The following is a 20589-nucleotide window of genomic DNA, read 5'->3' as shown; positions in this document are numbered from 1 at the left end:
CGTGCTGGCCCAGTGTGTGTCTTGCGGTGCCGACCTCTGGGCACTGGCGGGTGTGCACAGCCAATCCCGGAATGCAGCGGCTGCCCCCGTCACAGCTCGCCGCCCCGTCGGTTTTCACCTCCCGGAGTCTGCGCCTGAATACCTCGACAACGGGTTTGTGGCACAGATGCAGTCCTACTCAGACGGTCTGCGCGCGAGCGTGAACGCGGGGTTGGAGTATGAGGGTCGAGTAGTCGACTCGGAGTGGAAACAGGTAGCTGCTGCGATCCTGCGCCTTCACTGGTGGGATCCCTCCGCACTCACGCTCGAAGTGCTTCGGGTCAACATCATGAAGCTGAAGATCCAGGAATGGGCGGCACGAGGCGGTATGGCCGACCTGTCCGAGATCGGCTGGACGCACGTGCTCGACTTCGTCGAGACCATCGACACCGTGGACACCCCCGGAGATCGTGACTGGACCACCGGCGACATCGAACTCCAACATGTCGATGCCATTCCGCAGCGATTCGATCATCTCGAGTCGATCCGCCGGATCGGGGCGATGGTCGCCGATGTCGACGTCTCCGGTCAGGACGTGTTCATCAAGCTCGCCAACGTGTTCAACGGCCATATCAAAGACTTCGGACGGCGCAACAACTGCGAACTCGAGATCGTCGCAACTGACATCACGGATGCCATCACGTCCCGCAGCGGTTGGCTTCCCGATTGGGCTTTCGCGTGGCCCACGTACTTCGGCGAGCTCGGCGTCTACGCCTACAACGACTGGGTGTGCGGTCAGGAGCGCGCCGAATGGCATATCGCGAAGTACATCATCGACGAAGCACGGGGAGCGAACTGACATGACCTCCACATCCGAGCCGCGACTGAGCGACCTCACCGGCGCAGCCGCCGACGCAGCCGCGCGATTGCGCGCCCAGCGTCGGCCGCTTCCGGTGGTCGGGCACAAGGAGGTGACCCGACAGGTCGAGCGCAAGGGTTTCCTGGGCCGAACCGAGACTGTGCCCGAGACCGCGCGAGTACCGATCGAACTCCCGGGGTGGCCCATCGGTCTCAATCGCGTGGTTCTGCGTGCCGCCTCCGACACCATCGACGAGGTCGTGTTGACCCCGGAGGGCAAGGTCGTCACGCTGCGCGTCGATCGGGACAAGCCCGAGGAGGTCCGCGTCGCGTCCCCCCACGCCCGATACGCATTGCGCGTCGCGCAGAGCGTCGGAGGAACACCGGAATGGGTACAGACCGGCAACGGATCCGACAGCGCCGCACGTCACCAGCGGGCGACCACTGCCGGTGATGCCGTCGGGCGACTGGTCGAGTTGATCTCCCGGATGGGTTGACCATCACCGCCCCGCACCGGCAGTGTCCGGATCGCCGAGGGCGAACCCGCAGGTCATCCATCCGAACCAGTGACCGGGTCAAACCGTTCACATAGAGTGTTGTCGATTGCTCCGAGTGGCCCGTACCGGGCACATCGGACATCACGAGACCCCGTACCAACAGAAAGGCGCAAACCATGGGCGTGAGCCTGAGCAAGGGCGGAAACGTTTCGCTGAGCAAGGAGGCTCCGGGCCTGACTGCGGTCTCCGTCGGCCTCGGCTGGGACATCCGAAGCACGACCGGTACCGACTTCGACCTCGACGCCAGCGCCATCGCGCTCGGCGCGGACAAGAAAGTCCTCTCCGACCAGCACTTCATCTTCTTCAACAACCTGCGTTCGCCCGACGGCTCGATCGAGCACACCGGCGACAACCTGACCGGTGAGGGCGAGGGCGACGACGAGGTCATCAAGGTCGACCTCGCGGGCGTTCCGCCGAACGTCGACTCCATCGTCTTCCCCGTCTCGATCTACGACGCGGACGCACGGTCGCAGTCGTTCGGCCAGGTGCGCAACGCGTTCATCCGCGTCGTCAACCAGGCCGGCGGCGCCGAGATCGCCCGCTACGACCTCAGCGAGGATGCCTCCACCGAGACCGCGATGGTTTTCGGTGAGCTGTACCGTCATGGGTCGGAGTGGAAGTTCCGCGCGGTCGGCCAGGGCTACGCCTCGGGTCTCGCGGGTATCGCCCGCGACTTCGGTGTGAACGTCTGAGTCTCTCGTAGACTCCGGCTGTCCGCCTGAACGTGCTTGTGGATGCCGCACCCGTTGTCGAACGGGTGCGGCATCCGCGCGTCACCACTCCTCTCCGACAATGCGGTCGGCTGGTTTCCACGCACCCTAGAAAGGCCACAAGCCAGTGGTAGTAAGAATTTTCGGCCTCTCGGTCGTCGTGACGATCGTGTCGCTGATCATCGCTTTCCTCTATGGCGGCGTCGAAGCGCTGATCCTGACCGCCATCCTCGGCGTCTTCGAGATCTCGCTCTCCTTCGACAACGCGGTCATCAATGCCACGATCCTCCGCCGGATGAGCGAGTTCTGGCAGAAGATCTTCCTCACCATCGGCATCCTGATTGCCGTCTTCGGTATGCGACTGGTGTTCCCGCTGGTCATCGTGTGGCTCGCGTCGGGTCTCAACCCGGTTGAGGCGCTCGACCTCGCACTGAACCCGCCGCCCAACGATGCGGCCTACTTCCCCAACGGCGATCCCAGCTACGAGACGATCATCACCGACGCCCACCCGCAGATCGCGGCCTTCGGCGGCATGTTCCTGCTGATGCTGTTCCTCGGCTTCGTCTTCGAGCAGAAGGAGCTCACGTGGCTGACCTGGATCGAGCGGCCGCTCGAGAAGATCGGCAAGCTGGAGATGCTCGAGGTCGTCATCGCCATGACGCTTCTCGTCCTCACTGCGACCTACATCGCCGCGCCCGACGAGCGGTCGACGGTCATGATCGCCGGCTCACTCGGCATGATCACCTACATCCTGGTCAACGGCCTCGGCGAGTACTTCAACGTCGAGACCGCGGAAGATGACGAAGCGGCCGAGCCCGGCACCGACGCCGCGGAGAAAGCGGCAATCGAGAAGACCAACGGAAAGTCGGGACCGTCGGACCTGGCCAAGGCGACAGGCAAGGCCGGCTTCTTCCTGTTCCTCTACCTCGAGGTGCTCGATGCGTCGTTTTCCTTCGACGGCGTCATCGGCGCGTTCGCCATCACGGCGGATCCGATCATCATCGCCCTCGGCCTCGGCCTCATCGGTGCGATGTTCGTCCGTTCGCTCACCGTCTACTTGGTGCGCAAGGGCACGCTGTCGGAGTATGTGTACCTCGAGCACGGAGCGCACTGGGCGATCGGCGCGCTGGCGTTCATCCTGCTGTACTCCATCGGCACCCACGTCCCCGAGATCATCACTGGCCTGATCGGCGTCGCGCTGATCATCGCCGCACTGATCTCCAGCATCGTCCGACGCAACCGCCTCGCGGCGAAGGGGGAAGAGGAGAAGGTCAACATCTGACCTGCCCTCCAAGAGGTGCGAAGCGAAGCGCGCTCCTGGGACGTGCGAGCGAAACGCCTCCCTCCTTTAGGTACGAGCGAACGCCTCCCCCTGCCCCCTGAGGTGCGAGCGAAGCGAGCCTCGAAGGGTTTGGTGACTTGAGTCGCCAGGCCCTTCGAGGCTCGTCGCTTTCGCTCCTCGCACCTCAGGGAGCAGTGGCTATGTCGCCCTTCGGATTAGGGAGCGGAGAAACAGCTGCGCCGCAGGACCCGAAGGTCCTGCGGCGCAGTGGTTTCGAGAGCCCGACTCAGCCCTGCTGCTGCCCTAGTTGCTGGGTGATCTGCTGGTTGATCTGGTGCAGGCTCGGCACCGACATGCCCGGGAGATGGCCCTGGATGGTGCGCAGGACCGACGAGTCGTCGCGCACCTTCTCGCTCGATTGCACGAGAACCGTTCCGGCGCCGGTGAAGTCGAACTGGCGCTCCTCGCCCGAGTTCAACCCCATCCGCCGGCCCGCGGCCGCGATGAAACCGTTGACCCACGCCTCGTCGTAGTGGTGACTGGGCGACGGGCAATCCGACCATCCGACAAGCGCTTCGGGATCGACGCGCACCGGCGGTTCGACGAACATCACCGGGCCGTTCGACGACGCGAGGAACTTACCGGTGCCGATGAGCGTCAGGAACCCCGGCACGATCGACTGGTTGAGCGACAGGTTCGGCTGGAAGGCAAGAAGATTGGCTGCCCGGATGGTGAGGTTGCCGTCTTCGAGGTCGTAGGCGTTGATGTCGTATCCGCGGTCGCCGATGATCAGCTTGCCGTGGCCCTCGGCGACGACGTAGTCACCGAGGTACAGCGGGGCGGAGAACTGCTGCGCCACCATCTGCAGCATGTTCCCCTGCAGACCCTGGGTCAGCGCGGTGAACTGCATCTGCCCGTAGTAGGCGATCATCGCGCCCTTGGACATGAACCACGGCTGGTTGAGGTCGATGCAGAAGGAGTAGTTGTTGTCCGGCACGTTGTCGTCCGACGGCAAGTTCATCGGACTCCACACGGTGTTGAGTTGGCTCATAGTTTCTCCTCCGATGCCTGCACGTACACGATGCCCTGTCCGGAGCACTCCAATTGCATTGCCTCACCGCCGGTTCGGCCTACGTTGCGCCAGCTCATCGCCGACCGCAGGCTGGTGTTGACCTGACCGGCCGACCCGACGAATGCCTGCGGGTCGACGGTCACCGGCGGCTTGGCCGGGGACACCTCGAGCTCGAAGACCCCGCCGTGCCCGAGCAGCACCGCCGAACCCGGACCCGACAGCTGCGTCGTGAACATGCCCTGACCGGTGACGGCTCCGGCAGCAGCGGACCGCAATGCACCGAACAGGCCGCCACCGCCGCCGCCACCGCCGCCCTGTGAGGCGACCGAGACGACGGAGGCCTGCAGATTGGCCGCGTAGGCGAGCAGCCGCGACGCCTCGACCCGGATCGTGCCGCCGACCGCCGCGAGATCCACGACGTGCACCTCGATGCCGAGGAAGCCGTAGTGCACCTCGCCGTGCCCCTGTGCGATCATCGTCGACTCGTGCTCGCCGGCGAGCATCCGGCCGGCCATGCCGCCCATGCCGCCCAGTCCCGGCATCCCGCCGCCCATACCGCCGGCTCCCGCGATCTGGTGGGGCTGGAAGTGCACGTTGCCCTTGTAGAAGAGCATCGCCCCGCGTCGTGCGACGACCGGCCCGGTACGGCCGATGTCGACGGAGACGACCTTGCTGTTGACCTTGGTGAACATTCTCGCTACCTCACCCTCACCGCTCGGCCGGCTGGATCGACACGACGCCGCTGCCATCCCAGCGCAACGAGAACGCCTCTCCGCCACCCTGTCCCAGCGCCGACCGCCAGGAGACATCGGTGACGAAGGACTGACTCAACTGGCCGCGGGCGCAGACGAACGCGTCCGGGTCGACCACGAGCGGATACTGCGGTGACACCTCGAGGTGGATGAGCGGGCCGCCGTTGGACAACAGTGCGATCTGTCCGTGGCCGCTCACCGTCGTGGTGAACAGACCCTGACCCGACGACGCTCCGCGCAGACCGGCGAAGGTGACATTGGTCTGCAGGTTGCCGTTGAGCACCATCAGCTGCTCGGACTCCACTTGCAGGGTCTCGTTGTTGAGCTCGATGACGGTCGTCTCGGCGGCGTTGTGCGCGAAGTACACGATGCCGTTGCCCGAGGCCTCCATGAGCGACAGCGCCTCCCCGGTGGCCCGCTGCTTCAGGCCCGCGAGCACGCCGTCGCCGCCGCCGAAGCCCGCCGATTTGAAGGTGACCTGTCCCTCGTAGGCGACCATCGACCCGCTGATCGCGCGGACCGCGGAGTTGTTCAGCCTGGCTTCCACCACGCGTTTGGACCGTTGTACCAACTGCATTCGACGTGCCTCTCTCGCGCCGTGGGGAGGCCGCCGATCGACCATCCCTCGTTCGTCTCCCGACGCCATCCCCGCACCGCGGCACCTGCCGGCATCTCGGCATCCCAGCTCGCCGTGAGCCGGGGAATCCGGCCTCATACCGAGATGAAAATAGCCGATAGCATCGAGTGGTGCCCGGAAACTTCGTACGTCGTTGGTTCGGGAACGATTCACGCACGAATTCCGCGCCACCTGCATCATCGGAACAAATGACGGCGGCGTTCCTGGAGTCCGAATCCGTCCTGGCCGAGATCGATCCGGCCGTCGCGGTGACCGCCGCCCTCGACCCGCGGTCGCGCCTGCGCGCCTCGTGGTCGGACATCCGAGAGCACCACGCCCAGGCGACGTCGGACTACCTCCGGCTGGTGTCCCCGCCGGCCGGCACACGCGTCGACCCCCGGGATCTCGACCGGTCGACACAGGCGCTGCGGTCGATCACCGCCTCCATGCGCGACTTCGCCCAGACCAACGCCGAGACCCTCGAGCGGGCGCGGGCCACGGTACGGGCCGCCGACGCCCAGGACCACGAGGCCCGGGTAGCCGCCAACCGGGTGATGACCGCCCTGGAGAACGCCGCACCGGCGGTGGCACGACTGCAATCGGTGTCGGATGCCACCGACGACCTCGCGCGTGCGCTCACGGCTTTCGACCAGGACGCGGGGCTGCGTGACCGGCAGTCCGCCGCGGCAGCCGTACTCAGTTCGGCGCGCCGCCTCGAACAACTTCTCGCCGAGGCCCCCGCCTTCGCCGACCGCGCACAGCAGGTCATCCGTTCGGTGGAAACGCGCCGGAGCGCGGTGTCCACCCGGAGCGCGCAACTCCCCGACACGCTCTCGGCGCTGCGCCGGGAGTTCAGTGCCGATTGCTCCCTCGATCTACAGCGCAACGGCTCGGTCGTCGACGAACGGCTCGAACACGCCGACGCCGAGCTCGCGGCCGCCCGCGCGATGGTCGATGCTGCCCCCGACCAGGCCATCGGCCGCGCCGACGCCGCCCGCGACGACCTGGCCGTCGCGGAGAAGGCCGTCGACGCCGTGCTCGACCGGTTGCGACTCCTGCGGGAGGTGCGCGCCGACCCGCGGGGCGCGGAGCAGCGCGTGCGCTTCCGCCTGCGCGACGCCCAGCTCTTTGCGGTCAATCACCGTCTGGTTGACGAATGGGGCTCGGTCCTCGATGCTCAGGCCGACCGGATCGAGCGCGCCAAAGGGGTTCTGGATCGCATCCACCCCGACTACTGGAGCTACCTGACGCAGCTGCGTGCGGTGGACGACCGGATCACCGAGATCGTTTCGCGGATGAGAGGACAGGTGGCCGCAGGATGACCACCACTGCACGACACGACGACACCGGTCTCGAGCCCGGGACGATCCGGCACTTCGACCACCTGGAGCCGTCGGTCTCGAACTCCCTGTTCCACCGGCAGCCCGAGCCGATCGAGCCGACCTGGCCGGCGCAGCGGCTCGCCGTCGCGCTGGGCGCCACCCTGTACGTCCCGGCAACCCGGCCCGATCTCGCCGAGGTCATCCGCCGACGCCGCGCCGAGGGTGTGATCTCGATGGTCATCGACCTCGAGGACGCGGTCGCCGACGACGAGGAGGCCGAGGCGATCGAGCACGCCGTGGCCGCGTTGCGCGCTATCGCCGCGAACCCGTGCCGGCCGATGTTGCTGTTTGTCCGTCCGCGGTCGGCCGACCGGATAGTGCCGATCGCCACCGCGCTCGACACCCCGTCGGTGCTGACCGGGTTCGTCATCCCGAAGTTCTCGTCGGAGAGTGCACCCGAGGCGCTCGACGCCGTTGCCGCTGCCGGACAGATCCTCGACAAGCACCTCTGGGTCATGCCGGTTCTCGAGTCGGCCGCGGTGGTGCACCGCGAGACCCGCGACGACGAGTTGACCGCCCTCGCGTCGCTCCTGAGCGCGCACCGCGACCACGTGCTCGCCGTGCGCATCGGGGCCACCGACATCTGTAGTCATTTCGGCATCCGCCGGGATCGTGACCTGACCATCTACGACGTCCGGGTCGCGGCCGATGTGATCGCCGGCATCGTCAACCATCTCGGCCGCAGCGACGAGAGCGGTTTCGTCGTGACGGGGCCGGTGTGGGAGTACTTCGCCGACCACGAGCGCATGTTCCAGCCCATGTTGCGTCACACGCCGTTCCGCGAGAACGACGCCGTCTACTTCCGGCAGCAGCTCGTCAGCCGCGACATGGACGGTCTGCTTCGCGAGATCACCCTCGACCGCGCCAACGGCCTGCACGGCAAGACCGTCATCCACCCCGCGCATGTCGCCGCGGTGCACGCGTTGTCGGCGGTCACCCACGAGGAGTATCACGATGCACTCGACATCCTGGCCGGCGAGTCCGGCGGGGTACGGGCGTCGTCGTACCGCAACAAGATGAACGAGCTGAAGCCCCACCGCAACTGGGCCTTGCGGGTCATCGATCGCGCTGCCGCCTTCGGCGTGACCCGCCAGGGGGTTTCGTTCGTCGACCTGCTCACCGCGCTCGCCTCGCCCGGGCCGGCCAACTCGTGAACGATCCGGACACCGTCGGCATCGACTGGGTGACCGAATGTTTCGGCGTCGAGATCGCCGACGTCGGCGACACTCCGGGTCACGCGGTCCGCGACCTCGTCTCACTCGGCTTGCGCCACAACCGACGCCGTGCTCATCTGCTGGTCTCGACCGTGCTGGGCAAGCACATCCCGACCTCGCCCGCCATCGTCCGTGGCGCCGCCGACGATCTCGGCGCCGCGATCATCGCCGAGATCGGTGCGAATGCGGCACGCGACGCCGCCGTCTTCGGCTTCGCCGAAACCGCGACCGGACTCGGACACTGTGTCGCCGAACGCATCTCCGCGTCCCGGTATCTGCACTCGACGCGGCGCAGACGAGCCGGCGTGACGGTGTCAGGAACCTTCGAGGAGGGGCACTCGCACGCGACGACGCATCTGCTGCAGCCAAGTGATCCCGCATTTCTCGACCCCGTGACGCCGGACGAGGTGCTGATCCTGGTCGACGACGAGATCTCCACCGGCAAGACCGCGCTCGGCGCCATCGAGGCCATCGTCGCGGACCGTCCCCGTAAGCGGTTCGTCGTGGCGTCCCTGGTCGACATGCGTACGCCCGCGCAGAAGTCCGAATGCGATGATCTCGCAGCGAAACTCGGCGTCGAGGTCGCCTATGTGGCGCTCGCGCACGGCTCGATCACCCTTCCCCCGGACCTCCTCGATGCGGTGTGGCAGCTCGGGTCCGACGAGCTCAACCCGGTGGCAGCCCGGCGCGGCGGCCTGGTCGCGGTGGCCCTCGACTGGCCGGCGGCAGTTCCCGACGGCGGGAGGCACGGAATTCTCCGCACCGACTCGACGGGCTTCCGGCGAGCGGCGACCGCGGCCGCCGACACCGTGGCGGCACAACTCGATCCGCGGCGCCCGGTTGTCGTGATCGGGCACGAGGAACTGATGTACGCACCCTTGTGCATCGCCGAGTCGCTGGAGCGTCGTGGCTTCGCCACCGGATACCAGACCACCACGAGGTCGCCGGCCCAGGTGCACGACGTCCCGGGGTATCCGCTCCGGCGCGGATTCCGGTTCACCGCACCGGAACCCGATCCGGAGACGCCGCGCTATGTCTACAACGTGTCCTCCGTCTACCATCCGGACCCGCAGGTCGTCCTGATCGTCGACTCGCCGGCGGACACCGATGAGTTACGCGCGCCCGGTGGACTCGTCGACGTCCTCACCGCCGCCGGGCACCCGGTGGTGCTGGCCGTCTTGCCCGCCACCGACCAGCCTGCCCTGGCACGAACCCGAGAGGCGGTGCGCTGATGGACATCGCCACCACCACACCACCGCTGTGCGGACCGGAGTTCGGTTCGTACGCGGCCGACGAAGTCACCTGGCTGCTCAAAGACCTGTCCGACGTGGCGCTGGAAGGTGAACTGCGCGAACGGGAACGTCGAATCCAGTCCGGTCAGGCCCACTATGCGGAGTCGCTGCCGATCGAGTACCAACCCGGCCGCGAGTACCAGGAACTCTTCCATGCGACGCTACGGTCTTCCGCCCAGCGGCTCGCGGAAGCCGTCGGAGTGGTGTCCGAACTCATTCTGGCCGAGCGGCATTCCACGCCGACGCTGGTGTCGCTGGCGCGGGCCGGCACCCCGGTCGGCATCCTGATCCGACGGTGGATGGCGGCCGTCCACGGCATCGAACCCCAGCACTACACGATCTCGATCGTGCGCGCACGCGGGATCGACACCGTCGCACTCGATCACATCATGGCGCGGCACCCGGCGGAGTCGGTCGTCTTCGTCGACGGCTGGACCGGCAAGGGCGCCATCCAGCGCGAACTCACCGCCGCTGTCGACGAGTACGCGCGCACCGGGCGGCCGCAATTGCACGACGAACTCGCGGTGCTGGCCGACTCCGGCTCCTGCACGACCCTGTTCGGCACCAGGGACGACTTCCTCATCGCCTCCGCCTGCCTGAATTCCACTGTCTCCGGCCTGGTCTCGCGCACCGTCCTGAATGCCGACCACATCGGTCCGGGCGAGTTCCACGGAGCGAAGTTCTACCGCCATCTCGCCGACTTCGATGTCTCGGGACTGTTCCTGGACACCGTCAGCGCCGAGTTCGATGCAGTCGCCGACCGAGTTCGGGCGACGGTGTCGGCGATGACGCCGGAGTCACGCCGGCCCGACTGGTCCGGCTGGCGCTCCGTGGAGCAGATCCAGACCGAGTACGGCCTGTCGTCGATCAACCTGGTCAAGCCCGGCGTCGGCGAGACGACGCGGGTGCTGCTGCGTCGCGTACCGTGGCGCATCCTGGTGCGCGCCGACGATCTGCCCGAACATCGCCACATCCGGTTGCTCGCCGCCGAACGAGATGTGCCCGTGGAGGTCTCGCCCGATCTCGCGTACTCGTGTGTCGGGCTCATCAAGGAGGACTCGTGAACGCGCTGGTCGCCACCGATCTCGACCGGACCATGATCTACTCACGCGCCGCCATGGGCGACGAGCAGTTCGCGACCCTGGAGACCGTGTGCGTCGAGATCTACCGCGACGCGCCGCTGTCGTACATGACCACGACCGCCGTCGAACTGATGACCCGTCTGGCACGTGAGGTCGTCGTCGTACCGACGACCACTCGCACCCCGGCTCAGTTTGCCCGGATCGAGCTGCCGGGCAGCCCATTTCGCCACGCCGTGGTCAGCAACGGTGGCCGGATCCTCGTCGACGGCGCCGACGATCCGGAATGGCGTGCGCACATCGACCGCGAGGTGACCCGCGCGGGCGCCACCCTCGACGAGGTCCGCGACGAACTCCGAACACGCATCGACGACTCCTGGGTCACCGCTCTGCGGACCGCCGACGACCTCTTCTGTTACCTGGTCGTCGACCCCGCGGTCCAACCGCCGGAGTTCCTCGAACAATGGCAGCAGTGGTGCGACGCACGGGGCTGGACGGCTTCCCAGCAGGGTCGCAAGATCTATGCGACCCCGCAGCCGGTGACGAAGTCGGCAGCTATCGCCGAAGTCCGGCGACGGCTCGTCGCTGACGGCACCCTCGACGACTCGGCAGCGCTCTGCGCGGCCGGCGACGGCTGGCTCGACACCGACCTGTTGCTCGCCGCCGATCACGCGATCCGCCCGCGGCACGGTGAGCTGGAATCGCTCGGCTGGTCGGCGCCCGGGCTCACGATCACCGCCGACACCGGGGCCCTCGCCGGTGTCGAGATCCTGCGGTGGTTCGGCGAGCGGAGCGGGATCACCGTGCCGGAATCCGCGACGCCGACACCGCGAGACCGGACCGTCGGGGTTCACGCGAACTGATCAACCGAACTGATCACGTGGGCATCGATCCGAGGACGTCGGAGTGCCCGTGGCGTCGGCACCAGCTGATCAGGTATCGCGCGTGTAGACCGCACCACCGGTAGACGGCGGCCTGGGTCACCGGCAGCGATGCGTCGTGCTCACCGCGCTCGACGATGATGGGCCCGAGGTAGTGGCTCGTCACCTTGTTCGCGGTGTTCGGCGACACCTTGGCGGCGCGGGCCAATGAGGCGTTGTCCGAGGCGCTGCCCGACGCAATCGCCCCCGCGAGACGGCCCGCGGTATGGCCGCGCCGACCATCGAACAACTCGTAGAGCGGTGGACGGCGCGCCGACGCGGCCCTGGGCAGGGCCTGGCCGAGCGCCACCGAGCGCACAACACCGACCAGCGTCGCGAAACCGTCCGATTTGGCGATGACCCCCGCGACCTCGTCGCGCAACCGCGCCTCGTCGAGATGGTCCTGTTCCAGCCCGTGTCCCTGGGTCGCCAGGACAACCGGCGCGTGCCGGTCATGGTGGTCGAGGGTGTCGATGACGTCGAGTCCGTCGAAGGTCCATTCCAGGTCAGGTCGGTTCCAGATCAGATCCGCCACCACGACGTCGAATCGCACGTTGCCGGCGATGCACTGGACGAACTCGTCGCGGCCGGTGGCAACGGTGACCGTGGCCTGGTCGAGCGCCTTGGTCAGCGGCACCGCGACCACGTGTCCCAGCGGGGAGGCGACAAGGACCCGCATGTCGGTCGGCACAGGCATGATCATGCCCGATATGTCCGCGATGTGCGCGATCACGCATCCGATCGGACGAGAGGGTGGTTATTTACCCTGCAATCACCACATCGGGTTCGAGATACCGCTGACAAATCGTCTCACGTTCGTAAGGCTGAAGAAGTTGGCGTTCGTGAAATAAGTTCTCGATGCCCGATCGCGAGCCATGTCGATCATCCGAGAGAGTCCCGCCGTTTGTTCGGCTCACAGCTCCCGGCCGAATCGAAGTCGACAGGAGATCCCGGCACGTGTCCGTACCCCTCAACGACGCCCCCCGGTCGGCGACCCCCGGCACCGGGCCCACTGCCGCGCCGAGTCCGGAGCGGCGGATCACGGCCGTCGTTGCCGAGCACGACATCTTCGACGCCGCCCTGGCCGCTCTCGTGGAGAGCGCCGGCTACGACGCGACGGTCGTCGAACCCGCCCAGCTCGCTGCCCTACGGAACCCGAGCGCGATTCTGGTGCGGTCGGCCGCGATGCTCGGGTTCGTCCGGCGGGTGGCATCGCTGCGCACCGTCAAGGTGATCTTCGTGGGCAACGGGGTCGCGGGCTTCGATCACATCCGTGTCTCACCGCGGGCCCCGGCCGCCGAGGACGAGCTGCAGCGGGCGCTCGAGACTGCGGTGGGGCCGCCGACCCCGCCGTCCGCACCCACACTTGCGAACCGGGTACGCATCACCCAGCGGGAGCTGGAGATCCTCCAGACCTACACATTGGGTGCGACGCTGCGTCAGACGTCGCGTGTCCACGAGATCGCCGAGAGCACGGTGCGCGAGCACTATCGGCGTGTCGCCCGACGCTACGAGGAAGCCGGCCGGCCGATCGGGAACAAGGCCCAGTTGCTGGTCGAGCTCATCGCCGACGGCTGGGTGCGCCCCTGACACCGCCGCCGTGGCCGACGTGCGGCTCAGTTGGTGTCCTTTGCCTCACGACAGAGGCTCTCGGACGGTGCAGACTTCCGACCATGACCGCGCCTGCCGACTCCCTCGACGAACGGGGGATCGGGAACCGACGGACCGGCACGGCGTGGACGCTCGCCGGGATGGAGCTGTTCGTGTCGTTGTCGGCACTCGCCGGCGGCTCGGCTCTCATGACCGATCAGTGGTCGATGCCGCGGGAGTGGCTCACCCACACGCCGTTCGAGACCTGGACCGCTCCCGGTGTCGCACTGATCGCCGTAGTCGCGTTACCCCACCTGGTGGCTGCCGTGGTCGCCGCCGTCCCGTCCGTGCCCGCGCGGTTGGGCATAATCGGCGGCCTGCTCGCCGGGTCGTCGCTGATGGTCTGGATCATCATCCAGATCGCGCTGCTGCAGGTGTTCTTCTTCCTACAACCCGTGCTCTTCGTCGTCGGCATCGGTGAGATCGCGCTGGCGATCCGCTGGCGGCGCGTCCGCTGCCCGTCGACGCCGGGTGACGGCGCTGAACCCTAGAAGAGCCCCACGGCGCGGCCGATCAGACCGAGCGCGACGATGAGAAAGATGATCGCCGCGATGGCGATGACGATCACGCCGCCGGCACGCCTGCGTTGCGGCGGTTCGTGCTCCTCTCCACCGACCGCGGATTCCGCCGGCGGTGTGTCACCGGGCGCCACTCCGCCGCCGGGCTCGAGTCCCGCCGTGCTGGACGGGTCGGGGTTCTGCGGGTTGAACGGTTTGCGGGCGGGGTCGTTGTCAGCCATACGGGCGGTGTACCCGGAATGGCGCGAAGTCACTCGTGGGCTGTCAGAGACCGGGTGCGAGTGCGGCGAACATCACGGGCAGATCGTCGGCCCAGTAGGGCCATGCGTGCGTTCCGATCGCACGGAAACGGACGACTGGCTGCAGCCCCTCGGACCTCATCCGGCGGGCGAACTCGTTCGAGCACGCGTTGACCGAGTTCTCGAGTACCGCTCCCGTCGCGATCTTCTCCCCACGGTGCCGGCCCGGGTCGAGCCGGGTGCGTTGATCGAGGGGGCCGGGCGCGCCGGTCCCGGACGCGATGAAGACGCGCTTCCCGACGAGGGTCGGCAGGCGGCGACCCGGGTCGTGGTCGGCCCATCCCGGCGCGTTCCACGGACCCCACATGTTGGTGGGATCCCCACCGTCCCGGATGATCGCGGCTCGGATCTGCCCTTCGTGCACCGGGCCGGTCGTGAACGGGCAACCGCTGATGGAACCGACGCCCGTGTACAAGCCCGGCCGGCGCGTCGCGAGTGTGAACGCGGCCTGGCCGCCCATGGACAGGCCCGCGATCGCGTTCCGCCCGTTGCCGTGGAACCGGCCGTCGATCAGCGACGGCAGTTCGACGGTCAGGAACGTCTCCCACTGCGGACGCCCGAACGTCGCGTCGTCGTGCTGCCAGTTCGTGTAGAACGCCCCCTGGCCGCCGGGCAGCACCGCATTGACGTCCTTGTCACGAAAATACCTGTCCGCGCGGGCTTCCCGAATCCAGTCGCTGATCGCCGTCTTGCGGCCGCCCCCGTCGAGGAGATACAGCGTCCCGCGCGACCGGGAGTGCGCCGGGTGCAACACGCTCACCGGCACGTTCCGGCCCATCGCAGCCGAACGGATCACCAGATCGTGCCGCTGCGGCCCGACCGCCACACTGCTGATCACCGACGCCGACGCGGATACCGGTGCCGCCGAGACGATTCCCTGCGTACCCGAGACGATCGGACCGGCGACGAGCGCGGCCGCGAAGACCCTGGTCAACCGGCGCCGAGCACGACTCATCCGGGTAGCACGCCCAGTTGTCCGAGGAAGTCGAGCTGATCGAAGTACAGGTGCTCGGACATCAGCTCCGAGCCGTCGATCCGGTAGGTCGCACTCCATCGGAACGAGACAGGCCGTCCGGTGGGTTCGACCGGACCCGACGGACTCTGCAACACTCCGTCGTGGACACCGTCGAACGTGCCCTCCACCGAGGCGTTGTCGCCGTCGACGACATACGAACCAACGGTGAGGCGACCGTCGGAGAAGGCGCCCTGGAAGACCGACAGGAAACCCAGTACGCCCTCCCGTCCCGTGAACACCCCACCCGGCGAGACCAATTCCGCGGCGGCGGACCATGGTTCGTTCTCCGGTGCGCGGCCGTTGAAGGCATCGATGTGCGCGTCGATGACTGCTCGTGCATCACTCATGTCGGGCTCTCTTCCTCGGTTGTCGTCGGCAGGTGCGCCGACATTCGGGTATCCGGATGACACCGACCGCGCGGCGGGTCAGGATGAGCGGGTCGATCGACGAACCGCCCGATCGACTTCGGTCACGATCGTCTGGGTCGAGTCGTAACCGGCGATCGCATGCGCCATCTGCCGGCACCGAACGGCAACGTCGTCGTCGGCCAGGATGCGGCGTACCGTCGCGGCGAGGTCCGCAGGAGCGGGTCGCCGGGTCCCCAGATCTGCGCCGACCCCGAAGTACGCCACCCGAGCCGCGACTTCGGGCTTGTCCTCACCCCCTGGTGCGACGACGACGGGCACGCCGTGGCGCAGTGCCTGCAGCACTCCGCCGTAGCCGCCGTTGGTGATCAGCACCGATGTGCGCGGCAACAGTGCCTCGTAGTCGAGGAACCGCGCGACCCGCGTGTTGTCGTTCCGCGGCACGGGATCCGGGTCCGCACCGCCGGTTGTCACGACGACCTGGACGTCCATCTCGGCCAGCCCGGCGACGGCGGGTTCGATCAGTTGGGAGAAGTCGTCGTTGTCGAGCGTGCCCTGGGTGACGTGGACGATCGGGCGGTCGTCGTCGACCATCTCCGACCACCACGGCGGCGGGGGAACAGCACCGCCAGGGAACACCGGCCCCGCGAACACCGTGTTCGGCGCGACATCTGATCGCGGATACTCGAATTCGGCCGGCCCCAACTGGACGAAACGGTCGAACGCCCTGGACAGGTCGAGGACGAAATGATCAAGCGAGCCCCCGGCCCGTCGGACCAGGTCACGCGCCGAGGACTGCGTGGACGCGAACAACACCCGTCGTACTGCCATGTGAGCCAACCGGTTACGGAGCCGACCCAGTGGACCGGACATCGGCGGCAAGCCGCTGTTGAAGGGGGCGACGTCGGGACTGGACTGAGCGAGCGGCATGGTGCCGACACCGATCACCGGAGGCCGCCGGCCCGGGGGCCGGGACAACAGGGGGATGATCCCGGCGAAGGTTCCGTCGCACACGATCACGTCGACACTCCGGCGGCCGAGGACCGATGTCACCGCCGTCGCCTGCTCCGGCAGCGGCGCGATGAACGTCCGCTCGACCTGGTAGCGCGAGAGCGCCAGTCCGCGGTACCGATGCCGGTCGGGGGTGAAGCTGTCGGGGTCACGTTCGTCCAGATCGGCGACTCCGGTCAGCGATTCGACGGTCAGCCCGGCGTCGCCAACCCGGTCGGCGAAACGCGAGCCGGTCAGCATGATCACCTCGTGACCCCGATCCGCGAGCACACGTCCGACAGCGGTGAGCGGACCGACGTGTCCGGCCAGCGGCGTGGCGCACAGCAGAATGGTCGACATCGATCCTCCATTTGGATAGAGCTCGACTCTAACCAAATTAGACGACGGATGATCACTCTCGCGTAATCGGTCCCATCTTTGCACTTCAGCGGGCTAAGTGAATTCGGGGACCGTGATCGACCTTTGGGCGAAGCCCAGCAACGCCACTACTATCGTTGTCGTTGGAGTCCGACCCGACCGGAGGCCGGCGTGAGCAAACGCCCCTACACACCGCGTAAGCGCGCGATCAGCGCCGCGCAGACGCGGACACGCATCCTCGACGCCGCCCAGGCGCTGTTCGTCCAGCAGGGATATTCGCGGACCACCGTGCAGCAGATCGCGCAGCAGGCCGAGGTGTCCGTCGGCACCGTGCATCAGGCGGGGTCGAAAGCGTCCCTCATGACGGCCGTCCTCGAACGCGCCTTCACCGGTGACGAGAAGTTCGTCTCGCTGCTCGAGCGACCCGAGTTCATCGCGATCATGAACGACACCGACACCGATCGCGCCATCGGGCGGTACGTCGACCACGTCGTCGCCGCGAACAGCCGGATCGCCGATCTATGGCATGCCGCGACGCTGGCGGCCGACACCGACCCGGCCATCGGCGAACAGCTCGAGCGGTCTGAGCTCCGCCGGCTCGACGACGTGCACACCGGCTGCCACTGGTTCGTCCACCGGGGCCTGATCTCCGACACCCGGGTCGACGAATTCGCCGACATTCTGAGCTATCTCACCGGCCCGGCGACCCATCGCTACTTCACCGTCGAACGGAACTGGAGCACCGCGCGATTACGCAGTTGGCTGCTCACCGGCATCATGGCGGCGATGCGGTAGTCACGCGTACGGGTCACCGGTTGTGGTGAGCGGTGGTCGAAGGACCAGGACGACGACGATCGCGACGAGGAAGACGGCGGTCAAGGCGAACGGGACCGGGATGACCGGGTCGAGCAGGACCAGGAGCGCACCGACCGGTACCACGGTGTTCACCACGCGATCGGCGTTGGCGCGCAGAGCAATCCACCAGATGCCCAGGATGAAGACGGCAATGGGGATCGTGACCGTGAACGACGCCTGGGTTTCCGTCAGCTCGCTGTGGTGGGTCAGGACGTCGATCTCGACCTCGATACCGGCCGAGAAGGCACCAGCGGCGGCGAAGACGAAGTAGTGGACGTATCCGTATCGAAGGGAGTCGGCGAGCGATCCGATGGCCCGGTGGTGCGGCGGCCAGAAGTAGATCCACCACAGCGCGGCGGTCGCGATGAACGTGAGGATCGCGATCGAGATCAGCGGGGCGAGCTCCTGTTCGTTGTGCAGCGCCTCGATGATGGCGTTCGACGACGCCAACAGGCTCTCGCCGAGCAGGATCAGCGTGAACAGTCCGTACCGTTCGGTGATGTGGTGCGGATGCCACGGAGTGTTTCCCTGCTTCTCGGCGATCGCCGGCACCGCGAGCTCGGCACCGACGAGCACCACGAACCCGATGGTTGCGGCTGCTCCCGACGGTACGAGGAGCCATAGCAGCCACAAGATCTGGACGACGGCGATCCCGGTGGCGTAGAGCCGGGTCGTCCGGCGGCGGTCTCCGGCAGAGCCGGAAGCGCGCAACCACTGGGCGACCATCGCGACGCGCATGACCACGTAGCCGAACACGACCAGGGTGAACTCGTGGTCGACGAAGGCGGGCTCGATCCCGGCGGCCAGCACCAGCACTCCCGCCATCTGGACGAAGGTGAGCACCCGGTAGAGCCAGTCGTCGGTGCCGAACGATGTCGCGAACCAGGTGAAGTTCATCCACGCCCACCAGATGGCGAAGAAGATGAAGGCGTACGACACGACCCCGTCGACGATGTGGTTCTCGGTGAGTGCGTGATGGAGTTGGACGGCTGCGATGCTGACCGCGACCACGAAGACCAGATCGAAGAAGAGCTCGAGCGTGCTGGCCGTCCGGCCCGGTTCGGCCGGGTCTCGTAGGCGCATGGTGCTCAGGTGAAAGCGCTCAGACATCGTTGCCCCCGATCGGTCGCTGCGTGTGCACGAGATCATGCCATCGGCGCCGAGGGCATGCGCTCAGGAGTGCGGGCCGGGGTGTCCCACCGCCGACGGCGGTCGGCGTGAGGGGCGCACGCCGTGTGACCTCGGCGATCTGCGCAGGTGACGGGCGGGATGGACCCGTCGTGGCACAGTGAACACGTGCTGCTGCCCACCCTGACCCCCACCGCACCGGACGATCCCGCCGTGATCCGTGTCGGCGACGACAAGCTGTCGCGCGAGGACCTCGTCGGGGCCGCGACGGCGGTCGCCGAACGGATCGCCGGTGCCCGAATCGTCGCGGTACTGGCCACGCCGACGGTGGAGACGGTGCTGGCGGTGGTGGGCGCGCTGATCGCCGGGGTGCCGGTCGTCCCCGTTCCGCCCGACTCCGGGCCGCGCGAGTTCGAGCACATCCTCGCGGACTCGGGGGCACAGGCGTGGCTCGGGCAGGCCCCCGCCGAACCCACCATTCCTGTCATCCCGGTCCGCCGCTACGCGAAATCGTGGCACCGTCACCCGGAACCGCACGCCGATTCGACCGCACTGATCCTCTATACATCCGGCACGACCGGCCTCCCGAAGGGGGTTCCGATCACCAGGCAGAGCATCGCCGAGGGCCTCGACGCACTCGCCGATGCGTGGTTGTGGACCGCCGACGACACTCTGGCGCATGGCCTTCCGCTGTTCCATGTCCACGGGTTGATCCTGGGGGTCCTGGGTCCCCTGCGACGGGGCGGGCGACTGATCCACACCGTCACCCCGACCGCGGACACCTACGCCGGTGCCGCCGGATCCGGCGCGACCATGTTCTTCGGCGTGCCGACGGTGTGGAGCCGCGTCGCCGCCGATCCGACTGCGGCACAGACGCTGTCGTCGGCGCGCGTCCTGGTGTCGGGCAGCGCCCCGCTTCCCGTGCCGGTCTTCGAGCGGATCCACGAGCTCACCGGCCACGAGATCGTCGAGCGTTACGGCATGACCGAAACACTGATCACCGTCAGCACGCGCGTCGACGGACAGCGCCGGCCCGGATGGGTGGGTCTCCCGCTCGCCCACGTGGAGACTAGGCTGGTGGAGAACGGTGAGCCGCTGCCCCACGACGGCGAGAGCGTGGGCGATCTCCACGTCCGCGGCCCGATGATGGCGTCCGGGTATCTGAATCGTCCGGATGCGACTGCCGAATCCTGGCTTTCCGACGGCTTTTTCGCGACCGGTGACGTCGCGGTCATCGACGGGGGCGGGATGCACCGCATCGTCGGCCGACGAGCGACCGACCTCATCAAGTCCGGCGGGTTCCGCATCGGGGCCGGCGAGATCGAGACCGTCCTGCTCGCCCACCCGGCGGTCCGCGAGGTGGCGGTGATCGGCGTCCCCGACGACTACCTGGGCCAACGCATCATCGCCTACGTCGTCGGCGACCAGGTCGCCGACACCGAGCTCATCGAGTTCGTCGCCGGCGAACTGTCGAATCACAAGCGGCCGCGCGAGATCCGGTTCGTCGAGTCCCTCCCGCGCAATGCGATGGGCAAGGTGCAGAAGAAGCTGCTGGAGTGACCGTCGTCTGAAAACCGCCCGGTGGAGCGGACCCGACGACGGTCTGTCGGCTGTCCGTTTTCTACGGGCGGTTTTCAGATGGCTGACGTAGTTATCCACAGACGTCTCGGACGCCGGG

The 20589-nt window shown here is 67.4% G+C and carries 22 protein-coding genes; 13 read left to right on the top strand and 9 right to left on the bottom strand.

The annotated features are described in order from the left end of the window. The first annotated feature begins 166 nt into the window (after positions 1 to 166). The 4 genes from JW364_RS11895 to JW364_RS11880 all read left to right on the top strand — a co-directional run bounded on the left by JW364_RS11895 (position 167) and on the right by JW364_RS11880 (position 3386). Entirely contained in the window at positions 167 to 838 is a 672-nt protein-coding gene (locus JW364_RS11895; RefSeq protein WP_078112620.1) for a hypothetical protein, read from the top strand. Position 839: 1 nt separating this feature from the next. Continuing rightward, complete coding sequence (locus tag JW364_RS11890) at positions 840 to 1334, top strand: hypothetical protein (RefSeq protein WP_078112511.1); 495 nt, start codon at positions 840 to 842, stop codon at positions 1332 to 1334. 176 nt (positions 1335 to 1510) lie between these two features. Next, positions 1511 to 2086: a TerD family protein gene (locus JW364_RS11885; protein WP_058252891.1), complete on the top strand. Its 576-nt coding sequence runs from the start codon at positions 1511 to 1513 to the stop codon at positions 2084 to 2086. A gap of 145 nt (positions 2087 to 2231) precedes the next feature. Next, entirely contained in the window at positions 2232 to 3386 is a 1155-nt protein-coding gene (locus JW364_RS11880) for a DUF475 domain-containing protein (RefSeq protein ID WP_078112510.1), read from the top strand. A gap of 286 nt (positions 3387 to 3672) precedes the next feature. Here the strand turns inward: JW364_RS11880 and JW364_RS11875 are convergent, their stop codons facing one another. From JW364_RS11875 to JW364_RS11865, 3 genes are read right to left on the bottom strand one after another with little or no spacing between them, the layout of a single operon-like run. After that, positions 3673 to 4437, bottom strand: coding sequence for an AIM24 family protein (locus JW364_RS11875; protein WP_058252893.1), 765 nt, complete (start codon positions 4435 to 4437; stop codon positions 3673 to 3675). Next, positions 4434 to 5150 carry an AIM24 family protein gene (locus JW364_RS11870; protein ID WP_065629494.1) on the bottom strand — a complete coding sequence of 239 codons (717 nt, stop codon included), beginning with the start codon at positions 5148 to 5150 and terminating at the stop codon, positions 4434 to 4436. The genes JW364_RS11875 and JW364_RS11870 overlap by 4 nt, the downstream gene beginning before the upstream one ends. Before the next feature lie 16 nt (positions 5151 to 5166). After that, the gene (locus JW364_RS11865; protein ID WP_033204169.1) at positions 5167 to 5787 is read right to left on the bottom strand and encodes an AIM24 family protein; all 621 of its coding nucleotides are present in this window, start codon (positions 5785 to 5787) and stop codon (positions 5167 to 5169) included. 248 nt (positions 5788 to 6035) lie between these two features. On the opposite strand from JW364_RS11865, the gene JW364_RS11860 reads away from it, so the two are divergent. The 5 genes from JW364_RS11860 to JW364_RS11840 are packed head-to-tail and all read left to right on the top strand — an operon-like array spanning position 6036 to position 11656. After that, positions 6036 to 7148: a hypothetical protein gene (locus JW364_RS11860; RefSeq protein WP_078112509.1), complete on the top strand. Its 1113-nt coding sequence runs from the start codon at positions 6036 to 6038 to the stop codon at positions 7146 to 7148. Further along, entirely contained in the window at positions 7145 to 8362 is a 1218-nt protein-coding gene (locus tag JW364_RS11855) for an HpcH/HpaI aldolase/citrate lyase family protein (protein WP_078112508.1), read from the top strand. Before JW364_RS11860 ends, JW364_RS11855 begins: the two co-directional genes overlap by 4 nt. Continuing rightward, positions 8359 to 9654 carry a phosphoribosyltransferase family protein gene (locus JW364_RS11850; protein ID WP_078112507.1) on the top strand — a complete coding sequence of 432 codons (1296 nt, stop codon included), beginning with the start codon at positions 8359 to 8361 and terminating at the stop codon, positions 9652 to 9654. The genes JW364_RS11855 and JW364_RS11850 overlap by 4 nt, the downstream gene beginning before the upstream one ends. Continuing rightward, on the top strand, positions 9654 to 10778 hold the full coding sequence (locus JW364_RS11845; RefSeq protein WP_078112506.1) for a cysteine protease StiP family protein: 1125 nt from the start codon (positions 9654 to 9656) through the stop codon (positions 10776 to 10778). Before JW364_RS11850 ends, JW364_RS11845 begins: the two co-directional genes overlap by 1 nt. Then, complete coding sequence (locus JW364_RS11840; protein WP_078112505.1) at positions 10775 to 11656, top strand: HAD family hydrolase; 882 nt, start codon at positions 10775 to 10777, stop codon at positions 11654 to 11656. The genes JW364_RS11845 and JW364_RS11840 overlap by 4 nt, the downstream gene beginning before the upstream one ends. A gap of 13 nt (positions 11657 to 11669) precedes the next feature. Here the strand turns inward: JW364_RS11840 and JW364_RS11835 are convergent, their stop codons facing one another. Further along, a complete protein-coding gene (locus tag JW364_RS11835) occupies positions 11670 to 12410 on the bottom strand; it encodes a response regulator (RefSeq protein WP_078112619.1) in 741 nt (246 codons plus the stop codon). A 260-nt stretch (positions 12411 to 12670) separates the two neighbouring features. Between JW364_RS11835 and JW364_RS11830 the strand changes: the two genes are divergently transcribed. Both JW364_RS11830 and JW364_RS11825 read left to right on the top strand, forming a co-directional pair. After that, on the top strand, positions 12671 to 13303 hold the full coding sequence (locus JW364_RS11830; RefSeq protein ID WP_231742531.1) for a helix-turn-helix transcriptional regulator: 633 nt from the start codon (positions 12671 to 12673) through the stop codon (positions 13301 to 13303). 83 nt (positions 13304 to 13386) lie between these two features. After that, entirely contained in the window at positions 13387 to 13854 is a 468-nt protein-coding gene (locus tag JW364_RS11825; RefSeq protein ID WP_058252900.1) for a hypothetical protein, read from the top strand. Here JW364_RS11825 and JW364_RS11820 read toward each other — a convergent pair. The 4 genes from JW364_RS11820 to JW364_RS11805 all read right to left on the bottom strand — a co-directional run bounded on the left by JW364_RS11820 (position 13851) and on the right by JW364_RS11805 (position 16910). Continuing rightward, positions 13851 to 14102, bottom strand: coding sequence for a DUF6480 family protein (locus JW364_RS11820; protein ID WP_078112504.1), 252 nt, complete (start codon positions 14100 to 14102; stop codon positions 13851 to 13853). The two genes, JW364_RS11825 and JW364_RS11820, sit on opposite strands and share 4 nt — an antisense overlap. Before the next feature lie 43 nt (positions 14103 to 14145). Next, positions 14146 to 15135, bottom strand: a complete 990-nt coding sequence (locus JW364_RS11815; RefSeq protein ID WP_240198999.1) for an alpha/beta hydrolase family protein — start codon at positions 15133 to 15135, stop codon at positions 14146 to 14148. Then, positions 15132 to 15542, bottom strand: coding sequence for an ester cyclase (locus tag JW364_RS11810; RefSeq protein ID WP_078112503.1), 411 nt, complete (start codon positions 15540 to 15542; stop codon positions 15132 to 15134). The genes JW364_RS11815 and JW364_RS11810 overlap by 4 nt, the downstream gene beginning before the upstream one ends. A 78-nt stretch (positions 15543 to 15620) precedes the next feature. Further along, positions 15621 to 16910, bottom strand: coding sequence for a glycosyltransferase (locus JW364_RS11805; protein ID WP_205333616.1), 1290 nt, complete (start codon positions 16908 to 16910; stop codon positions 15621 to 15623). Positions 16911 to 17099: 189 nt separating this feature from the next. Between JW364_RS11805 and JW364_RS11800 the strand changes: the two genes are divergently transcribed. Then, positions 17100 to 17723, top strand: a complete 624-nt coding sequence (locus JW364_RS11800) for a TetR/AcrR family transcriptional regulator (RefSeq protein ID WP_065629504.1) — start codon at positions 17100 to 17102, stop codon at positions 17721 to 17723. On the opposite strand, the gene JW364_RS11795 is transcribed toward JW364_RS11800, so the two are convergent. Next, entirely contained in the window at positions 17724 to 18893 is a 1170-nt protein-coding gene (locus JW364_RS11795) for a low temperature requirement protein A (protein ID WP_205333615.1), read from the bottom strand. A 186-nt stretch (positions 18894 to 19079) separates the two neighbouring features. On the opposite strand from JW364_RS11795, the gene JW364_RS11790 reads away from it, so the two are divergent. Continuing rightward, complete coding sequence (locus JW364_RS11790; protein ID WP_205333614.1) at positions 19080 to 20471, top strand: acyl-CoA synthetase; 1392 nt, start codon at positions 19080 to 19082, stop codon at positions 20469 to 20471. Positions 20472 to 20589: the final 118 nt, after the last annotated feature.

The organism is Gordonia sp. BP-119 (assembly GCF_016924115.1).
Taxonomy (GTDB): domain Bacteria; phylum Actinomycetota; class Actinomycetes; order Mycobacteriales; family Mycobacteriaceae; genus Gordonia; species Gordonia hongkongensis.
The sequence above is the reverse complement of the archived record's forward strand: the minus strand, read 5'-3'. Positions and strand labels throughout refer to the sequence as shown.

Coding starts and splice junctions, on each gene's coding strand:
- JW364_RS11895 (WP_078112620.1), top strand. CDS start 167: ATGCAGTCCTACTCAGACGGTCTGCGCGCGAGCGTGAACGCGGGGTTG.
- JW364_RS11890 (WP_078112511.1), top strand. CDS start 840: ATGACCTCCACATCCGAGCCGCGACTGAGCGACCTCACCGGCGCAGCC.
- JW364_RS11885 (WP_058252891.1), top strand. CDS start 1,511: ATGGGCGTGAGCCTGAGCAAGGGCGGAAACGTTTCGCTGAGCAAGGAG.
- JW364_RS11875 (WP_058252893.1), bottom strand. CDS start 4,437: ATGAGCCAACTCAACACCGTGTGGAGTCCGATGAACTTGCCGTCGGAC.
- JW364_RS11870 (WP_065629494.1), bottom strand. CDS start 5,150: ATGTTCACCAAGGTCAACAGCAAGGTCGTCTCCGTCGACATCGGCCGT.
- JW364_RS11865 (WP_033204169.1), bottom strand. CDS start 5,787: ATGCAGTTGGTACAACGGTCCAAACGCGTGGTGGAAGCCAGGCTGAAC.
- JW364_RS11860 (WP_078112509.1), top strand. CDS start 6,036: ATGACGGCGGCGTTCCTGGAGTCCGAATCCGTCCTGGCCGAGATCGAT.
- JW364_RS11855 (WP_078112508.1), top strand. CDS start 7,145: ATGACCACCACTGCACGACACGACGACACCGGTCTCGAGCCCGGGACG.
- JW364_RS11845 (WP_078112506.1), top strand. CDS start 9,654: ATGGACATCGCCACCACCACACCACCGCTGTGCGGACCGGAGTTCGGT.
- JW364_RS11835 (WP_078112619.1), bottom strand. CDS start 12,410: ATGCCTGTGCCGACCGACATGCGGGTCCTTGTCGCCTCCCCGCTGGGA.
- JW364_RS11825 (WP_058252900.1), top strand. CDS start 13,387: ATGACCGCGCCTGCCGACTCCCTCGACGAACGGGGGATCGGGAACCGA.
- JW364_RS11820 (WP_078112504.1), bottom strand. CDS start 14,102: ATGGCTGACAACGACCCCGCCCGCAAACCGTTCAACCCGCAGAACCCC.
- JW364_RS11815 (WP_240198999.1), bottom strand. CDS start 15,135: ATGAGTCGTGCTCGGCGCCGGTTGACCAGGGTCTTCGCGGCCGCGCTC.
- JW364_RS11810 (WP_078112503.1), bottom strand. CDS start 15,542: ATGAGTGATGCACGAGCAGTCATCGACGCGCACATCGATGCCTTCAAC.
- JW364_RS11805 (WP_205333616.1), bottom strand. CDS start 16,910: ATGTCGACCATTCTGCTGTGCGCCACGCCGCTGGCCGGACACGTCGGT.
- JW364_RS11795 (WP_205333615.1), bottom strand. CDS start 18,893: ATGTCTGAGCGCTTTCACCTGAGCACCATGCGCCTACGAGACCCGGCC.